Annotated in this window: 16 protein-coding genes; 3 read left to right on the forward strand and 13 right to left on the reverse strand. The window is 67.6% G+C overall.

Features of this window, described 5'->3' with window-relative positions:
- Window positions 1–72: 72 nt before the first annotated feature.
- Complete coding sequence (locus tag E1261_RS02860) at window positions 73–1230, forward strand: ROK family transcriptional regulator (RefSeq protein ID WP_238175971.1); 1158 nt, start codon at window positions 73–75, stop codon at window positions 1228–1230.
- A gap of 92 nt (window positions 1231–1322) precedes the next feature.
- Here E1261_RS02860 and E1261_RS02865 read toward each other — a convergent pair whose 3' ends face one another.
- A complete protein-coding gene (locus tag E1261_RS02865) occupies window positions 1323–1919 on the reverse strand; it encodes a ParA family protein (RefSeq protein ID WP_132401312.1) in 597 nt (198 codons plus the stop codon).
- 128 nt (window positions 1920–2047) lie between these two features.
- Here E1261_RS02865 and E1261_RS02870 point away from each other — a divergent pair, with 128 nt between their 5' ends.
- Window positions 2048–3499 (forward strand): FAD-binding protein, encoded by a 1452-nt coding sequence (locus E1261_RS02870; RefSeq protein WP_132401315.1) that lies wholly within the window; start codon window positions 2048–2050, stop codon window positions 3497–3499.
- Window positions 3500–3731: 232 nt separating this feature from the next.
- On the opposite strand, the gene E1261_RS02875 is transcribed toward E1261_RS02870, so the two are convergent.
- The 6 genes from E1261_RS02875 to E1261_RS02900 all read right to left on the reverse strand — a co-directional run bounded on the left by E1261_RS02875 (window position 3732) and on the right by E1261_RS02900 (window position 10764).
- A complete protein-coding gene (locus tag E1261_RS02875; protein WP_132401318.1) occupies window positions 3732–4202 on the reverse strand; it encodes a hypothetical protein in 471 nt (156 codons plus the stop codon).
- A gap of 144 nt (window positions 4203–4346) precedes the next feature.
- On the reverse strand, window positions 4347–5318 hold the full coding sequence (locus E1261_RS02880) for an ABC transporter substrate-binding protein (RefSeq protein ID WP_238175972.1): 972 nt from the start codon (window positions 5316–5318) through the stop codon (window positions 4347–4349).
- Complete coding sequence (locus tag E1261_RS02885) at window positions 5315–7258, reverse strand: ABC transporter permease subunit (RefSeq protein WP_132401321.1); 1944 nt, start codon at window positions 7256–7258, stop codon at window positions 5315–5317. The genes E1261_RS02880 and E1261_RS02885 overlap by 4 nt, the downstream gene beginning before the upstream one ends.
- Window positions 7258–8373, reverse strand: a complete 1116-nt coding sequence (locus E1261_RS02890; RefSeq protein WP_132401324.1) for a quaternary amine ABC transporter ATP-binding protein — start codon at window positions 8371–8373, stop codon at window positions 7258–7260. The genes E1261_RS02885 and E1261_RS02890 overlap by 1 nt, the downstream gene beginning before the upstream one ends.
- Window positions 8374–8470: 97 nt before the next feature.
- Window positions 8471–8929 (reverse strand): group II truncated hemoglobin, encoded by a 459-nt coding sequence (locus tag E1261_RS02895; RefSeq protein ID WP_132401327.1) that lies wholly within the window; start codon window positions 8927–8929, stop codon window positions 8471–8473.
- A 965-nt stretch (window positions 8930–9894) separates the two neighbouring features.
- Window positions 9895–10764, reverse strand: a complete 870-nt coding sequence (locus tag E1261_RS02900) for an aminoglycoside phosphotransferase family protein (protein ID WP_238175973.1) — start codon at window positions 10762–10764, stop codon at window positions 9895–9897.
- Window positions 10765–10811: 47 nt separating this feature from the next.
- Between E1261_RS02900 and E1261_RS02905 the strand changes: the two genes are divergently transcribed.
- Window positions 10812–11528 (forward strand): hypothetical protein, encoded by a 717-nt coding sequence (locus E1261_RS02905; RefSeq protein WP_132401333.1) that lies wholly within the window; start codon window positions 10812–10814, stop codon window positions 11526–11528.
- On the opposite strand, the gene E1261_RS02910 is transcribed toward E1261_RS02905, so the two are convergent.
- The 6 genes from E1261_RS02910 to E1261_RS02935 all read right to left on the reverse strand — a co-directional run bounded on the left by E1261_RS02910 (window position 11525) and on the right by E1261_RS02935 (window position 17607).
- Window positions 11525–12349: a siderophore-interacting protein gene (locus E1261_RS02910; RefSeq protein ID WP_132401336.1), complete on the reverse strand. Its 825-nt coding sequence runs from the start codon at window positions 12347–12349 to the stop codon at window positions 11525–11527. The genes E1261_RS02905 and E1261_RS02910 overlap by 4 nt on opposite strands.
- A gap of 76 nt (window positions 12350–12425) precedes the next feature.
- The gene (locus E1261_RS02915) at window positions 12426–13451 is read right to left on the reverse strand and encodes a hypothetical protein (protein WP_132401339.1); all 1026 of its coding nucleotides are present in this window, start codon (window positions 13449–13451) and stop codon (window positions 12426–12428) included.
- Window positions 13451–14458, reverse strand: a complete 1008-nt coding sequence (locus E1261_RS02920; RefSeq protein WP_132401342.1) for a hypothetical protein — start codon at window positions 14456–14458, stop codon at window positions 13451–13453. The genes E1261_RS02915 and E1261_RS02920 overlap by 1 nt, the downstream gene beginning before the upstream one ends.
- The gene (locus E1261_RS02925) at window positions 14458–15480 is read right to left on the reverse strand and encodes a hypothetical protein (protein WP_132401345.1); all 1023 of its coding nucleotides are present in this window, start codon (window positions 15478–15480) and stop codon (window positions 14458–14460) included. The genes E1261_RS02920 and E1261_RS02925 overlap by 1 nt, the downstream gene beginning before the upstream one ends.
- Entirely contained in the window at window positions 15480–16514 is a 1035-nt protein-coding gene (locus E1261_RS02930; protein WP_132401348.1) for a hypothetical protein, read from the reverse strand. Before E1261_RS02930 ends, E1261_RS02925 begins: the two co-directional genes overlap by 1 nt.
- 43 nt (window positions 16515–16557) lie before the next feature.
- Window positions 16558–17607, reverse strand: a complete 1050-nt coding sequence (locus tag E1261_RS02935) for a hypothetical protein (protein WP_132401351.1) — start codon at window positions 17605–17607, stop codon at window positions 16558–16560.

A 17607-nucleotide genomic window follows, 5' to 3' on the forward strand; every position in this document is an offset into this window, starting at 1 on the left:
CGCCGGTAGGTTGTTCTCGTGCCGCTGCGTCCACATCGTCCTCTCCCGTTGGCTACGCCGGCGGGAGTCGAGGTGCTGACCAGGATTCTGACTCAGGGTCCGATCCCGCGGGTGGAGATCGCACGCCGTACCGGACTCTCACAGGCCGCCGTCACGAAGGCGGTCGCGCCACTGATCGAGGCCGGGTTCGTCACCGACCAGGCCGCTGCGCCGGCCGAGTTGGACAGTGCGAACGGGATGGTCGGCATCGGGCGGCCGGTGAGCCCGCTGACCGTCGTACCGCGCAGTGTGTCGGTGATCGGGCTGAAGGTGACCCCGACCGATCTGATCGGCGTGACCACCGACTTCACCGCGGGAATCCGGAAGGTCTCCCACCGGCCGCTGGACAGCACCGACCCGAAGACCGTGATCGAGCAGCTGGCTGACCTGGCCAAGGAGCTGATCGGCACGCTGAAGTCCGGGGCCGAGGTGGTCGGGCCGGTGATCGGTATCGGCGTGGCCGTATCGGGTGATGTCGACGAGAAGCACGGCGTGGTCCGCGATTCGCCGTTCATGGGGTGGCGCGACGTGCCGCTGGCGGAGCTGCTCGGGCGGCGGCTCAAGCTTCCGATCGTCGTGACGAACGACGTCCGCGCGCTGACCGTGGCCGAGCATTGGTTCGGGGTCGGCGTGGATGCCGACTCGTTCGCGGTGGTGACGATCGGTTCCGGGATCGGCTGCGGGCTCTACATCAACGGCGAGGTCGTCTCCGGCGCGTACGGCGTCTCCGGCGAGCTCGGCCATTTGCCGCTCGCCCCGGGTGACCTGGTCTGCACCTGCGGCCGGCGGGGGTGCGTCGAGACCGTGGCGTCGTCGGATGCGATCCTGACCAGGATCCGCTCGACGACCAAGCAGCCGAAGCTGGACCTGGCCGGAGCGATCAAGCTGGCGCACGCGGGTAATGAGCATGCCCGGGCCGCGTTCGACCGGGCCGGTGAGGTGATCGGCTCGGCCCTGGCCGCGATGGTCAACCTGGTCGGCCCCGAGCTCGTGGTGATCGCCGGTGAGGGCGTGGCGGAGTACGACCTGTACGAGGACCGGATGCGCCAGGCCTTCGGAGCGCACGCCTTCGGAGCAGCCGGTGACTGCCGCCTGATGCTGCGCTCACACACCTTCGACGACTGGGCCCGCGGCGCCGCAGCCACCGTCCTCCGCGCCTACGTCCGCGGTGAGCCCCCACTCCACCGCTGACCCGACGGCCAGAACTCGTGGGTGGAGACACCGCGAAGGGGGCTGAGACAAGTAATAACCTGTCCCAGCCCACCGTTTCCTGTTCAAGCCCCCTACGTGCGGGCGGCGGCGAGGATTTTGCGCCAGACCTTTTTGTAGGCCTCCAGGCCGTCGGCGGCGAGCGGGCCGTCGGGGCCGGCGGTGATGGAGACGCGCTCGGGGATGGAACCCCAGACCGGGATGCCTTCCTTGGCGTACTGCTCCATCAGGTCCTGGTACGCGCGGGTGTAGGTCCGCGCCGAGCAGATCACCACACCGACCGGAACATCCTCCGGAACCAGCTCGAGCACCGCCTTCACCCGGGGTGTCTCGACGCCGCCGACACGGGTCGGGATCACCACGATCCGGGCCCGCTCGAGGGCCTTGTTCAGCAGCCGCTCGTGGGACGGCGGCATGTCGACAATGCCGATCCCCTCCGGTGGCACCTTGTCCAGCGCCTTGGTCAGCAACCGCTCCGTCGGCGCCTCGGCAATCTCGATCCGGTTCAGGTTCGCGTCGTCCGAGGCATCGATCCAGTCGGCAGCACTGCCTTGTGGATCCGCGTCGACGAGAGTGGCTGTGCGACGGTTGGAAGATGCCAGCGCGGCCAAGTACACCGACGTGGTTGTCTTCCCGACCCCGCCCTTCAGTGCAGCTGTCACGATGATCATGGGACCGACGCTACCGTGTTTCGCCGAAAATCCGGCGTGTCGTCGGCGTTGCCCCGCAGACCCGTGATAATTGCCGTCGGCCCCCATGAACAAGCTCAACCCAACTTCAACCTGGTCAAGGAGAGTGGATGAGTACTCGGCGTGCCCTGCTCGGAGCGATCGGACTCGGGATCTTGGTGACTGGATTCGACCCGGTACGGCGGTCCTGGGCCACCTCCGAAGGCGACAACGTGCAGCCGCTGCCACCGCTGGACGGAGAGGTGCTCCTGGATGCCGGGAGCCGCGAGGGCGTGTCGCGCGACGCGGGCCGGTACGTGCAGAAGGTGCCGCAGGCGGTGCTGGTGCCGGGGTCGGTGCGCGACATCCAGGCGATGATCAAGTACTGCGTGAAGCACCGGGTGCAGGTCGCTGCCCGCGGGCTGGCGAACACAACGGACGGCCAGGGGCTGGTCAGCGGGCTGCTGATCGACATGCGGGCGCTGCGCAAGATTCACCGGATCGACGCGGACCGCGCGGTCGTCGACGCCGGCGCCGACTGGCTGCAACTGACGAACGCCGCGCATGCCAAGGGGCTCACCCCGCCCGCACTGACCGGCTTCCTCGGCCTGACCTTCGGCGGGACGCTGTCACTCGGCGGAATCCCGCCGGCGATCCAGTCCGGCGGGCAGATCGACAGCGTGCTCGAGCTCGAGGTCGTCACCGGCAAGGGTGAACTCAAGCGCTGCTCCAAGACCCAGGACCGGGAGCTGTTCGAGGCGGTGCTGGCCGGCCTCGGTCAGTACGCCGTCATCACCAAGGCGACCGTCCGCCTCGGTCCAGCGCCCGCCAAGGTGCGCGGTCACGAGCTCGCCTACACCAGCTCGAAGGACTTCTTCCAAGACTTCAAGACCCTGATCAAGCGCTCCGAGATCAGCGAGATCTACGGCGACTGGTGGCGTCCCGGCGAGCATGGCGAGGTCAGCCACCTGAACGCCTTCACCTTCCACTCCGCAGGGGCGCCGCCGAACGATGCGCACCTCCTCCGCGGCCTCACCAAGCCACCGACCGCGGCGATTGTCAGTACGAACGACTTCCTCCCGCACGTCACCCGGATCGACGAAGCCGTCGAGCAACTCCGCGAAGCACTCGACTGGGACAACCTCCCCAAGCCCTGGCTCACCCTCTGGCTCCCCGAGCGCTCAGTCGAGCAGTACGTCACCGACGTGGTCAGCAAACTAACCCCGCGCGACGTCGGCAACGGCGGATTCGTGCTGCTCTATGCACACCGCCGTACCAAACTGACCCGCCCGTCCCTGCGCCTCCCAGCCCCCGACGGCAGCGACTGGGTCTACCTCTTCACCCTGATGACCGCCGGCCCGAAGGGTGCAGGCCCCGACTTCGCCCAGGAAATGCTCAAACGCAACCACCGCCTCTTCGAACAAGCCCGCGCCCTGGGCAGCACCCGCTACCCCATCGAGTCCACCCCCTTCACCAAGCCCGACTGGCAACACCACTACGGCCCCCGCTGGCCCCACCTACAAACCCTCAAACAAAAGCACGACCCAGCCGGCATCCTCACCCCAGGCCCAGGAATCTTCTAACCGCCCCAACCCGGGTGGACCTCAGCACGAGCCCGTACGACGTTGTGCACGGGTCAGCCAGGTGCGCGGCCAGAAGGTGGTTGATGAGTGCTCAAGGTGCACCGGCTCGTCGACCTTGAGCACGGTTCGACCGTTGCGGCGAGCGTCACGTGGTCGATCGGTGCCCAAGGTGGCGCTGGACACCGGCGGCACCACCGGCGCCCGGTGAGGGCGCCGTGATGCCGCTGGGTTCTCAGCGAACGGAGGTTCCGGTGGTGCCCCGACCTACCTGGGTGGCTGACCCCTGGTAGAGGTTGCCTTCGGCGATGTACGTGCGGTACCCCACCTCCCCGTTCGACCTGGAGGAGTAGCAGGTGTCCTGGCCCTTGGTGACGTGACCGTTTCCGGTGGGGAAGTCGCAGTGCAGACTCCCCACGTGCTTACCGGAGTCGATGATGTGCAGCCGGGCCATGCCCCAGTACCCCTCGGTCAGGTTCGCGTTGAAGTCAACGCAGGCCCAGTAGTCCCAGCCGTACTTGATCAGGTAAATCTGGCCGATCGTGGCGTCTCCGCGAATGAGAGGGCCGTCCTTGATGATCGTGCCTACTCCACATTCAGCCGGCGCCGGCCGCGGCACGACACCAGCAGCGGCCGTTGTCGTCACACCTCCGGTCAGCAGGGCGGCAAGCGCTGGAATCGTCAGTAGAGCTCGGCGCAGTCGCACGGGGCCTCCTAGTAGTCGGCCGACCAGTCTGTCGAGTGCGCACCAGACAGGCAATGATTCTGCAGCAACCTGCAGATCGCACGCGGGGATCGAGCGGGCGTGGACCCGGCGCGAGGGGTGATTACCTCGCGCCGGGGCTGCGAGCTACTTGCCGAGCCAGGTGTCTACTTTGGCGCGGTTGGCGTTGACCCATTTTTCGGCGGCTGCGTCGGGGGTCAGTTTGTCGACGGCGATCATGCGGGCCACCGCGTTCTGGTCTTCGTTGGTCCACTTGAAGTTCTTGACCAGGTCGTAGGCGGGGCTGCCGGAGTCGGCGAACTTCTTGGAGACGATCTTGTCCAGGTCGTACGGCGGGTAGTCGCAGGCGACCTTGGCCGGGTCGGCGTCGCAGCCGGCCGTGTACGCGGGCAGGTTGACCTTGACCAGCTTCAGTTCGTTGAAGAACCACTGCGGCTCGTAGAAGTAGGCGAGCAGTGGCTTCTTGGTCTTCTCGGCGTCGCGGAAGGCCTGGATCAGGGCGGTCTCACTGCCGCTCTGGACCACCTTGTAGTTCAGGTTGAGGTTCTTCACCAGGGCCTCGTCGTTCGTCACGTACGACGGGTCGCCGTCCAGCAGCTGGCCCTTGCCGCCGGACTCCGAGGTCTTGAAGAGGTCGGCGTACTTGTTCAGGTTCTTCGAGTCGGTGATGTCGGGGTACTTCTCGGCCATCCACGGCGGGACGTACCAGCCGATCACGCCTTTGACGCCGGTGGAGCCGGCCTCGACCGCGACCTTGTCGGTCTCGATGTACTTCTTCTTCAGGTCCTCGTGGCCCCAGTTCTCCAGGTTCACGTCGACCTCGCCGGTGCCGAAGCCCTGCCAGGCGATCTCTTCCTTGAGGTTCTTCTTCACCACCTTGCAGCCGAGGTCCTTGGTGGCGACGTAGGCGACCACGGCGGCGTTCGCCTCGTAGCCGACCCAGGGGCTGACGGTCAGGTTGAAGCTGCCGCACTCCTTGCCACCGGCGGACGGCTTCGGATCCTCACCGACCTTCGCGCCGCCGCAGCCGGCCAGCGCCAGCGCCGCGGCCGTCAGACCGATCGCCCACTGAGCGGCGGCGTACCGGAGTTTCTTCACTGCTTGTCTCCTTTTCCGTGCGGCTTGGGTGCCGCGGCTTGCGTAATGCGGTCGAGCAGCACGCCGAGCAGGACGATCGCGAGACCGGCCGCCAGGCCCTTGCCGTACAGCTCACTCTGTGCGAAGCCGGCCGCGACGTCGTACCCGAGGGCGCCGGCGCCGACCAGGCCGCCGACGACGACCATCGCGAGCACGTAGATCAGGCCCTGGTTGACGGCCAGCGTGATCGCCCGCCGGGCTACCGGCAGTTGCACCTTGCTGATCACCTGCCAGTTGCTGGAGCCGACCGAGTTGGCCGCCTCGACGGTCGCGACCGGGACAGCTTTGATGCCGTCAGCAACGATCTTCGTCGTGACCGGTACGGCGTAGACGACGGCGGCCGCGATCGCGGTGAACCGGCTGGTGCCGAACAGCGCCAGGAACGGAACCAGGTACACGAACGGCGGCATCGTCTGCCCGGCATCGAGGATCGGCCGGATCGCCAGGTCGACCCGCCGGTTGCGGCCGGCCCAAACGCCGAGCGCGAGCCCCACGGCGACCACGACGACGGTGGCGAGCAGGGTCGAGGCCAGCGTGATCATGCTGTCCTGCCAGACGCCGGTCGCGACCAGCAGACCGATACAAACAACAGCCGGTACGGCGGCCTTCCAGCGACCGAGAATCGCGGCCAGCGTGACCACGACCGCGCCCACCAACCACCACGGCGATCCGGTCAGCAGCGCCTCCAGAGGGTTCAGCACCCCCTTGGTGACTGCGTCCCGAACGCCGTACGTGAAACCGCCGAAGACGTCCTGCACCCACGCGGTCACATCCGCGGTGATCACGGCGATCCGCGAACCGATGCCGACCTCGGACGGGAACTCCGCGGCCCAGACGTAGGTGCGCGAGAACCAGACCGCGACCAGTACGCCGATCGCGCCCGCGCCGAGCACGACCTTCCGCCGTACCGATGCTGTTCGCCACGGCCGGTCGCCGGCCGCGGTCGTCACGCGGTCGAGGACGATGGCGATCACCACGATCGCGAGACCGGCGTTGAACGCGACTCCGACATCCAGGGTCTGCAGTGCCTTCAGGACGGTCTGGCCGAGACCCGGCGCGTCGATCAGCGCGGCGACCGTAACCATCGACAGCGCGGCCATGATCGTCTGGTTGATCCCGACGACGACCGTACTGCGCGACATCGGCAGCAGCACCTTGGTCAGGGTCTGACCCCGGGTCGAGCCGAGTGAGCGGGACGCCTCGACGCTCTCGGGAGGGACCGAGCGGATCGCGTGCGCGGTCAGCCGGACGGCCGGAGGTGCGGCGTAGATCAGGGTCGCGATCGTGGCCGCGGCCGGGCCGATCGCGAAGAACAGCGTGAGCGGCGCGAGGTAGACGAACGTCGGCAGAGTCTGCATCAGGTCGAGAATGAGCGTCGCGACCTTGAAGGCACGGTTGGACAGACCGGCCCAGATGCCGAGCGGGATCGCGACGAGCAGTGACAGCAGCACGGCCGCGATGGTCAGGGCGAGCGTGTCCATGCTCTCCTGCCACAGCCCCTGCAGCCCGACGAACGCGAGCCCGGCGGCGGTCAGCAGCGCGACCTTCCAGTTCCCGAAAGCCCAGGCCAGGTACGCCGAGATCGCGACGACCCCGAGCCAGCCGACGACCGGCACCGGGCGGCCGAACGACGGCCGCGACACCAGGTCCTGCAGCAGGACGACGAGGTGGTCGACCGCGGTCCGGATCGCGTCGAAGAAGACGTTGCCCTGGCCGACGAAGTCGCGGTTCTCGGTCAGCCAGCGATGGAACCCGGTCGTCTCCTGACCACCGAGCGGCAGGGTGTCGATCCCGCTGAGCAGGAAGTACGCCGCCACCCAGACAACGAGCAGTACGCCGATGATCACGCTGCGCCGAGGTCGACGTACCTCCACCTGCACGTCGCTGGTGATCGCCGCCATCAGAAGGCCGGGCGGTCGGACGGCTGTGCGTCGGACGGACGAGCGGTCCAGTGCGAGTCGGCCGGGTCCGCGACCACCGCGAGGATCTCCTCGTCCCCGATCACGCCGAGCAACTGCCCACCATCGACCACCTTCACCGGGCGGTCGGACGCCAGGACCAGCCGGGTCGCCTCGCGCACGAGTGTGTCCGGGCCGAGCTCGGGACCGTCCAGCGGTTCGCCGTCGCGGGGTGAGCGCGCGATCCAGCGCAGAGTCAGTACGTCGGCCCGCGGTACGTCGCGGACGAAGTCCCGCACGTAGTCGTCGGCCGGTGCACCGACCAGCTCGTCGCCGGTACCGAGCTGGATCGCGGCGCCGTCGCGCATCAGCAGGATCCGGTCGCCGAGTTTGAGCGCCTCGGACAGGTCATGGGTGACGAAGACCATCGTCTTGCCGACCTCGCGGTGCAGGCGGACGACCTCGTTCTGCATCTCGCGGCGGATCAGCGGGTCGAGCGCGGAGAACGGCTCGTCGAACAGCAGTACGTCGGGGTCGTTGGCGAGCGCGCGGGCCAGGCCGACGCGCTGCTGCATGCCACCGGACAGCTGCTCCGGGTACTTGTGCTCGTTACCGGCCAGGCCGACCAGGTCGATGACCTCCTGGGCCCGGCGGCGGCGATCGGGCTTGCTCTCGCCGCGGACCTCGAGACCGTAGGAGACGTTGTCGATCACCTTGCGGTGCGGCAGCAGGCCGAAGTGCTGGAAGACCATCGAGAACTTGCTCCGGCGCAGCGCCCGCAGCCGCTTCTCATCAGCCGCGCGCAGATCCTCACCCTCGAAGATCAGGCTGCCCGCGGTCGGCTCGATCAACCGGGTCAGGCAGCGGACCAGGGTGGACTTGCCCGACCCGGACAGCCCCATCACCACGAACACCTCACCGGGTGCCACGTTGAAACTCAGGTCGCGGACTGCCGCCGTACAGCCGGTCTTGGCAGCCAGAGCGGCGCGGTCCAGCGATGCCAGCTCCGGCCGCCGGGGAACGCGCTGAGCCTTCGGCCCGAACACCTTCCACAGGCCTTGGATCGACAACAGCGCGTTGTCGTCGTCGATCTCGGGATACTCGAGCTGAGCGGTCACGGGTCCCTCCCGAGATTTGTCGTGAACCGCGACTGTATCCAACGACCAGTCCCAGGGTGTCTTCCTGGGGTGTTTGTCTCGTCAGCTAGGGCGTCACCTAAGGCTGGTACGGCGGCGCTTCGCCCCAGCCCCAGTGGGGGACGGGCGCCTTCGGTGGTGGGGTGGCGCCGGGTTGTGAGTTGGCCAGTGCGATCCGGGTGCCCCACTCGACGTACGCGACGAAGGCTGAGCGGAACTCGGGATCGTCGGGGAGCCCGGCCGGATCCGCGCTCGCGGCGATCAGCGCGGCCCAGCGTGAGCGCTGCTCTTCGGTGAGCTGGAGGCCGATGTGGTGGGACAGCATGGCGGGGTAGCCGCCGAGCTCCTCGGTGTAGCGCTCATGCCCGCGAAACACCTCGCCCAGCCACAACGCCACGTGCTCACGGTGCTGATCGCTCATGTGCGCGAACACCGGCGCGAGCACCGGATCCTCAACCACCCGGTCATAAAACACCTCGGTCAGCCGGAGCAGCGCCTCATGCCCACCGGCCCACTCATACAACGTCGGAGTAGTCACGTAATCATGTAATCACGCCAGCGGGCCAGAGCGATACCGGCACTGGTGACAGCCACCGCACACCGCCTCCAGCCGAGCCGATCCCACAACGTCTGAAGGACCCGCGGGCCTGGCCACGCAGGCCTGGCCACCGGATCGTCGGACGTCAATCGCTGCTCCCCGCTAACGTCCGAAGGATCGGAGGGCCGCCCTCCGGTTGTTCGGACGTTAGTCCCGGCTCCCGGTTAACGTCCGAAAGATCGGAGGGCCGCCCTCCGGCTGTTCGGACGTTAGGGAACCTGCAGCGAACAGGGGCGCCGCCGCACCCTCCCCAAACCGGTTTGGGGAGGATCCGCGACGGATTCGGGGGGCCGAGCCTCCCCAGATCCCCACACGACCGGTGCCGGCTCTCCCCGAACCGGTTTGGGGAGGAAAGTGGTCCGGTCAGGGCGAACATGCACCCCAACCACAGCCCCCTGCAACCGTCACTTGTCACGCGGCGGGAACTCAACTTTCCCAGCCAAAGCCCGGAACCCCAAGCAACGTAGGGCCGCGGTCACCGACCGCACCATCCACCCCAACCACCGCGGCGCCCAGCCGTGCTGTCTTTCAGATCGGCCGGTCGCGGCGCTCAGCCACAGCGCACGTGCCCGGCCGAGTCCTTTCGCGCCTTAACCACTCGACCGCCAAAGGCGGCCGACAAAACCAGAGGGCGTGCCGAGCAGATGGCTGAGGGGGATGGCGAGGTCGGTGACCGCGGCTTCACGTCGTTCGGGGCTGACGGACTGTGGCTGAGGTGCGACGCCCGAGATCGCGGGGCCGAGTCACCTTGAGCATCCACCAACCATCTGACGACCCACCGGAACGGTCGAACCGTGCTCAACGTCGTACCGGGTCGCTTAGCTGACCTTGGGGAACTTCACGGCCGGGCGGCTGAACTTGTTGAGCTTGGGGCCGAAGAAGTAGGACACAACAACTGGGCGGGATCAGCCGAGCTTCAAGGCCGTGGCGATGGTTCGTTGGGTGGGGTCGAGCTCTTCGTCCCAGATGGTGTTCTGGAGGATTCGGGCGGCGGTCCAGGCTAGGGCTCGGTCTCGGTCGATGCCGGTGATGTCGCGCATCAGGTCGAAGCGGTCGCGGATCGCCTGGTCGAGGTTGCCGGTGGCGAGCAGGTCGTCCCAGCGGTTGTGCAGCGCCTGGAACAGTTCGAACGCGGGATCACCGGCGAGCGGCTTCGGGTCGATCACCAGCCACGGCTGGCGGTCCGACGCCATCACGTTGCCGTAGTGCAGATCCCAGTGCAGCAATCGGTCGCCCGGCTCCGGAAGCAGCTCGCGGACCTGGTCGGCGTATCGATTGACCAGTCGCTGCTCCGACGAGTCGAGCTTGAGGTCGGCGGCGTCCTCGACCATCTCGGCGGCGATATCGGCAAGCTTGCGGACCTCAGGTGGCGCGGGGACCTGGTTCAGGCGGGCCATCAACTCGGAGAGGATGCGGGTTGCCTCGACATGATCGGGTACGGCGTTCAGCGTCTCCGGGTGAAGTCGCTCCAGCAGCAGTGTGCAGGTGGCCGGGTCGTCTTCGAGTACGGCGACGACGTCGTCAGGCGACCAGGTGCGGAGGGCGAGTGCCTCTGCCTCGCTCTCGTCGTTCCACGGCTGCAACTTCAGCATCGCTTCCGTGCCGTCGCGGCGGACGACAGGGACGATCAGTGAGGCGGCGCCGTTGAGGAAGCCGCCGGTCTGGGTGAGGTCCCAACGGGCCAGGTACTCGTCGAGCTGCGCCGGCAGCGCGGCCAGCCACTCCGGAGACTCGTCCTCGTGCGACTCGATCAGCTGCGCAGGAATCACGATCACCCTCCGCACAGTAGGTGCTGAGGCGTTCATGTGCTTGGGTTTTAGCTGTGACTGAGGTGGAGCGCCGGCATCGGCGCGTGCAGCGGGTTGTGGCGATCGTGTACGTCGGGATCCCGGTGGTGCTGCTGGCGATCGTGGCGTGGGTGAGTTCGCGGGGGTCTGCGGCGGCGTGGATCGGGTGTGTGGTCCCGGTTGCGATGCTCGGGCTGGGGCTGTTCCTGCTGCCGAAGCATCGGTACCAGCCACGGTGGTGGGCCGGGGTCGGCGGGCTGTTCGGTGTAGTGACCGGGCTGTTCGCGACGCTCTTCCCGCTGGTGATCGGCGTGTGGTGGCCGGCGGTTCTCGCACTGCCGGCCGCGATCGTCGGGCTCCTGGCCGGTTTGCTGCTAGCGAGGCGGGCGAACCTGGCGCTGCTGGTTCCGGTGGTGCCCGAGCTGGCGGAGTCGCCGTACGAGCTGACATTCCAGCTGCGCGGCACGCCGCTCGCGACGGTCCTGCTCGGCGCGGACAGTGTCGAGATCCGCAGTTCGCCGGCCGCTCGGGGCGATGAGCAGTCGCGGCGGTATCCGTTGAGCGCGATCACCGGAACGTTCGAGGCGTCGCTGAGTGGCGCCGAGCGGCTGAAGTTCCCGATCGCCCTGTCGGCCGTGGGCACGCCCGGACCGGCCGTCATCCTGCAGGCGTCCGGAGACGACTGGGTGTTGCCGACGAACCAGGCGGCGATCCTGATCGAGCTGCTGGACCGCCGCCGTACGACGATCTAGTTGCCGGCGGCCGCGCGCTCCTTGGCGGCGGTTTCCGCCTTCTCGGCCTGCCAGCCGTCCTCGTTCTTGCCGACGCGCCAGTAGCCGGACACCGAGACGCGGTCGCGCTTCAGGCCGCGGTCATTGAACAGGTGCTTGCGGATCCGGAAGACGAAACCGGCCTCACCGTGCACGAACGCCTGCACGTCACCCTCGGGGAAGGTCAGCGCCTCGACCGCGGCGACCAGTCCGTCACCGCGGGCCGCAGAACTCCCCGCACGGTGGATCCAGGTCACGTCGACATCGCTGAACTTCTGCTCCTCGGTCTCGTCCTCCACCTCGACGAACACGGTCGCCTTGGCGCCCGGCGGCAGCTTCTCGATGGCCGCACCGATGGCCGGCAGCGCGCTCTCGTCGCCGACCAGCAGGTGCCAGTCGGCCGCCTCGTCGGGCAGGTAGGCGCCGCCCGGGCCGTTGTACCAAACCACGTCACCCGGCTGGGCCGCCGCGGCCCACGGGCCGGCGATGCCCTCGTCACCGTGGTGGACGAAGTCGATCGTCAGCTCCTTGGTGGCTTCATCGAAGGTACGCACCGTGTAGGTCCGCATCGTCGGCCACTGCTCGGACGGGAGGGTCTCCCGGATCACGCCCATGTCGAGCGGCTCCGGGTACTCGACGCCGGCCTTGCCGAACAGGAGCTTCACGTAGTGGTCGCTGGTGCCGTTGTCGACGAAGTCGTCGGCAGTGAACACGACCCGAATCATGTGGGGGGTGATCCGCTCGGTACGACGGACCACGGCCCGCTTACACGTGCGGTTACGGCGGGGTGCGGGGCTGGCCACTGGACCACGGTCCTCTCGAGCGTAAGTTAGGTCTACCTAACTCAGGCTAACCCACGCACCCCAACCGGGGACAAACTCAGGTTCCGCGGATGATGAAACTCTTGCTGGTGGCGGTCACCAGGCCGTAGCACGCGGGGAACAGCACCCGGTAGGGGATGTTGCCCTTGTACGCCGGTTGCGCGGTGAGCGTGAACCCATGGCCGTAACGGACCTGCGAGGTATTGACTGTGCGCCACTGGCTGGCGCCGTACAGCCGCTGCAAGTGCACATTGCAGGTTTCCGGGCCCGCGGTGACGATGCCCTTGACCGCCACCTTGGTGCCGACCGGGGCGCTGGTCCGGGCCGGGGTCGCCGAGACGCCCGGGATCCGCTTCGTGCTGGCATAGCCGGAGGCGATCGCGAACGGGTCGCCCGGGATCGTCAGGCAGGTGAGCGGAACAGTGCCGCTCTCCGCCGGGTAGGTGTGGGTCAGGTAGCCGGCGGTGTCGGTGAGGAACACCTTCCCGGGCCATCCGCACGCGGTGTCCTGGCTGAGGTTGACCTTGATCCGCGACCCGTACGGCTTGCCGGTCTGGCCGTTGATCACCGACCAGCGGATCGTGTACGGCTTGCTGACCGGACTCGGCGAGTTGAGGTGCCTGGAGGTGATCCGCGGCTGGTTGGTACCGGTGACGGTGAGCTTGGGACCGTTCACCACATCCACCGGATCCCACTCGTCAAAGGGCAGCTCGCCGCTGGTGATGACGTACTTGACCTGGAGGGACCCATTGACGGTCGACGGCACCCGCACCACGCCGCGCCACTTGCCGTCGGCAGTGGTGCCCTCGTACCTGGTCAGCTTGGCCGACAGCACCCTGTTCAGCTGGCCGGAGCCGCCAACGCGGTCAAAGATCGCGTGCAGGCCCTCCCCCTCGCTCTCCCCGGGGAACTTCGCGTCGACCTCGACGGTGACCGGCACCGTGTTGAGCGACGACACCGCCACGCTGGTCCGGCTCAGCCGGACATCGGTGACCACGTCACCGGGCTCGGCGTGCGCGGCCGGCGCGACGCCGAGCGCCGCACCCGCGAGCGACGCCACGAGCACTGCACGGACTATTTTCATTACACTCCCTGGATGTAGAACGGTTTGGTCGAGCCGGCCGCGAAGTCTCCGCAGGCCGGTACCAGCGCGCGGTACGGGATCTTTCCCCGGTACGACGGCTGGGCGGTCAAGGTGAAGCGAGCACTGGCCCGTACCCTCGCCGAACCGACGGTCCGCCACTGGGTGGCGCCGTACAGGCGCTGCAGGTTGACCGTGCAGCCGCTGGCGTGGGCCGAGACGCCGTTGACCGGGACGAGGGTCCCGACCCTCGCGCTCGTCTTCGACGGCGTGGCCGAGACGGTGCGGATGTAGGTCGGCCGCACGACCCCGCCGTAGTACTGCGCTGGCTTGCCCGGGAAGTGCAGGCAGGCGAACTCGCCGCCCGACGTGACGACCGTTCCGTCGGTGCCGGTGAGCACCGGGGAGCCTCCGTAGCAGGTGGGCTCACCCGAGCCGGCGGCCATCTTGACGCGGGTCGCGTACGGCTTGCCGGTCGCGCTGTCGGTGATCGTCCACTTCACGTGGAACGCCGTGTTGTAGGGCACGGCCTTCTCGACCTGGACGCCGACGACCTTCGGGATGTGCGTCCCCGTCACGGTCAGCCTCGGACCGTCGACCGGTGTCTCGGTCACCCACGGGACAAAGAACCAGCCCGCGTAGGTCTGCGGGACCGCGCCGATGAGCTTCAACTCCTGCCCGTTCGCCATCGACGGCACATTCACCACACCGCGCCAGACGGAGTGCTCATCAGTACCGGACACCCAGGTGAGCGCCGCGAAGAGGTTCTCCCCATGGGCGCCCTGTGGCTGGAGAACCGCGGTGAGCTCCTGCTTGGGGTTCGGCTTGAAGCTGCCCGTCACAGTGACGGTGACCGGCACCGTGTGGAGGCCGTCCACCGCGACACTCGTCTGGCTCATCGTGGCGCCGGTGAGTTCCAGGTCCGGGTCCGGCGTAGCGGACGCGGTCGGCCCGACCAGCGCCCCGAGCAGGACACCGGCCGAAAGCGTTGCTGCTGCTGTTCTTTTCATCAGGTCCCCATGATGTAGAAGGTTTTGCTGACGCCGGCGACCTTGTTGTAACAGGCCGGGAGCTGGGCGCGGTACGGAATCTTCCCCCTGTACGCCGGTTGCGCGTTGAGCGTGAATCGGCCGCTGGACCGGACCTTCGTGGTGCCGACCGTGCGCCAGGCGCTCGCGCCGTACAGACGCTGCAGGTTGACCGGGCAGCCGGCGCCCTTGGTGACAGTGCCGTTGACCGGCACGATGGTGCCGATCGGAGCACTCGTCCTCGAGGGCGTGGCCGAGATGCCCGCCGGGCGCTTCACCAGGGCGAAGATGCTGCCGACCGGAGCGGGCTTGCCCGGGAGCAGCATGCAGTGCACCCAGTCATTGTCCGGCGAGGCGCCGTACCTCACCGTGAAGTTGCCTGCAGCATCGGTCAGGCTCGTCTCGGTACCGAGGCTCTCGACGCAGCGGTTGTCCTCACGAACCCACAGCTTCAACCTGGTGCCGTACGGCTTGCCGGTCTGCGAGTCGGTCACGGTGTACCGGATCGTCCACGGGTCGTTGTACGGCACGACCTTCGGCGTGATCAGCGCGGTCAGCTTCGGGACGTGGAAGCCGTTCACCGTCAGCGTGGGTGCGTTGACGACCGGATCCGGATCGCCTGGTTCGGTTCCGTAGATGTACTCGCCCGAGTAGACGGCGTCCGGCTCGATGGTGCCGTTGGCCGTGGACGGCACGTTGAGCGTGCCCCGCCAGAGACCGGGAGTGCCATCGCCGTCAACGAGCTTCAGCGGCATCGAGTAGAACTCGTCCTCCGGACCACTGCCGCTGACACGCTTGAAGTGCACGTACACGGACTCGCCGTGCCCGGAACCCTCGACCGTGACGGTCACCGGCACGGTGTTGAGCGAGGCCACGGCGACCGTCGTACGACTCAAGGTCACCTTCGCGTCGGCCACCTTGACCTCCGAGGCCTGCGCAACCGGCACGCTGCTGAGTGCCACACCCAGCAGCGGAGCGGTCAGAAGCACGGCAAGCGTCCGCATCAGAGCCCCCGGATTGTGAACGCCTTGCTCGTGGCTGCGACGATGTCATGACAGGCCGGGAGCTGAGCCCGGTAAGGGATGTTGCCCTTGTACGACGGCTGTGCGTTGAGCGTGAACCGGGCACTGGTACGGACCTTCGCGGTACCGACCGTGCGCCAGGCGGTGGCGCCGTACAGACGCTGCAGGTTGATGGTGCAGCCGGCCGCGTAGGGCGCGGTGCCGTTGACCGGGACGATCGTGCCGACCGGCGCGCTGGTCTTCGACGGCGTGGCCGAGACGGTGGTCGAGCTCTTCGGATAGATGGCCGTGTGGGCGAAGGGAGCCGGATTGCCGGGCACAGCGAGGCAGTACCACCCGTAGTTGGAACTGTTCTTGATCGTCACCACGCCGTTGACGTCAGAGAGCGCGTTCTCCAGGAAGCCTTCGACACAGGTGTTCTCCCGTCCCACGAGCGCCTTGATCCGGGTGCCGTACGGCTTGCCGGTCTGCGAGTCGGTGATCCTCCACGTGATGGTCACCGGCTTGCCGATCGGTACCACTGCCGGCGTCGCGGTGCCGGTGATCTTCGGGATGTGCGTGCCGTTCACCGTCAGCGGCGGCCCGTCGACAGCGACCGGGTAGTCGAAGGCGCACTGCGAGCACCCGTAGAAGTGCTCACCCGCGATCACCCGGGCGGCCTTGATCGTGCCGTTGACCGTCGAGGGAACGTTCACCACACCCTGCCAGGTGCCGTCGTCGATCGTGCCCTTGATCAGCTTCAGTGGCATCGAGTACAACTCGTCGTCCGGACCGCTGCCGGCGGTCCGCTTGAACTCGACGTAGAACGTGTCGTAGTCGCTCGGCTTGGCCGAGCCCTCCATCGTGACGGTGACCGGCACGGTGTTGAGCGACGAGACCGCGACAGCCCCGCGGCTCAACACCAGCGATTCGACCTGCAGTTCGGGACCGGCCGCCTGCGCGACGGTCGCCGTACCTAGCGTCATAAACGTCAACGGCGTCGCGAACAGCGCCGCAAGCAAGCGTCGGTTCTTCATGCCTCAAGGATGAGGCTTCCCGAAGCTTCCACTAGACCAGAACTCACGTCCCCTTGATCGTGAAGGTCTTGCTCACACCGGACTTGAAGTGGAAGCAGCCGGGGAAGGAGACCCGGTAGTAGATCAGGCCCTTGTACGCCGGTTGCGCGTTGACCGTGAAGCGGCCGCTCTGCCGGATCTGCGCCGTACCGACGGTGCGCCAGGCAGTCGCGCCGTACAGGCGTTGGAGGTTGATCGAGCAGTTGGGGGCGCCGGCGACCGTGCCGTTGACGGGGACGATGGTGCCGACCGGTGCGCTCGTCTTGGACGGGGTCGCGGTGACGATGCCGGGGCGGTTGGGGATGACGCCCAGGCCGCCGTTGGGGGCTGGGTTGCCGGGGAGCAGGAGGCAGTTGCCGTAGTCCGCGAGGGAGGACGGGTAGGCCTTGGTGACGTAGCCGTTGGTGTCGGTCAGGTACTCGGGTCCGCCGAAGCTCTCAACGCAACCGTTGTCGTTGGCCAGCCAGACCTTCAGCCGGGTGCCGTAGGGCTTGCCGGTCTGCCCGTTGATCACCGACCAGCGGATCGAGTACCCCTGGCCGAACGGGAGCGGATCGGGGAGCACGCGCGCGGTGATCTTCGGCTGGTTCGTCCCGGTGATGAGGAGCTTCGGCGGGTTCGGGACCAGTGTCTCGGTGGTCATCGAGCCGCTGCCGGGGAAGAACGCCCCGGTCATCACGCCGTAGGCCTCGAACGTGCCGTTCGCCGTGGAGGGGATGTTGACGTTGCCTTCCCAGGTGCCGTTCTGGGTGGTGCCGGCGGTCCGGAACAGCTCCATCGAGGTCAGGATGTTCTCCATCCCGGTACCGGCCGTGCGCTTGAGGATGGCGTGCAGCGTCAGGTTCGCGTTCTGCGGATCGGACGAGTCGTAGCCACCGGTGACGGTGAGCTTCACCGGTACGGTGTTGAGCGACGAAACAGCGACACTCGACCTGCTCAGCTCGACCTTGGTGATCGACAGGTCCGGATCAGGATCGGCATGTGCGGCCGGCGCGGTGAGCGCCAGTGCCGCCAGCGGCGCTACCAGGAGCGCCGCCAGGAATCGAGTGCGCAT

The organism is Kribbella albertanoniae (assembly GCF_004348455.1).
In the GTDB taxonomy this organism is placed as follows: Bacteria; Actinomycetota; Actinomycetes; order Propionibacteriales; family Kribbellaceae; genus Kribbella; species Kribbella albertanoniae.

Bases quoted from the DNA above. Each gene is read 5' to 3' on its own strand.
- E1261_RS02865 (WP_132401312.1), bottom strand. From the start codon at position 1,919: ATGATCATCGTGACAGCTGCACTGAAGGGCGGGGTCGGGAAGACAACC.
- E1261_RS02870 (WP_132401315.1), top strand. From the start codon at position 2,048: ATGAGTACTCGGCGTGCCCTGCTCGGAGCGATCGGACTCGGGATCTTG.
- E1261_RS02885 (WP_132401321.1), bottom strand. From the start codon at position 7,258: ATGGCGGCGATCACCAGCGACGTGCAGGTGGAGGTACGTCGACCTCGG.
- E1261_RS02915 (WP_132401339.1), bottom strand. From the start codon at position 13,451: ATGAAAATAGTCCGTGCAGTGCTCGTGGCGTCGCTCGCGGGTGCGGCG.
- E1261_RS02920 (WP_132401342.1), bottom strand. From the start codon at position 14,458: ATGAAAAGAACAGCAGCAGCAACGCTTTCGGCCGGTGTCCTGCTCGGG.
- E1261_RS02925 (WP_132401345.1), bottom strand. From the start codon at position 15,480: ATGCGGACGCTTGCCGTGCTTCTGACCGCTCCGCTGCTGGGTGTGGCA.
- E1261_RS02930 (WP_132401348.1), bottom strand. From the start codon at position 16,514: ATGAAGAACCGACGCTTGCTTGCGGCGCTGTTCGCGACGCCGTTGACG.
- E1261_RS02935 (WP_132401351.1), bottom strand. From the start codon at position 17,607: ATGCGCACTCGATTCCTGGCGGCGCTCCTGGTAGCGCCGCTGGCGGCA.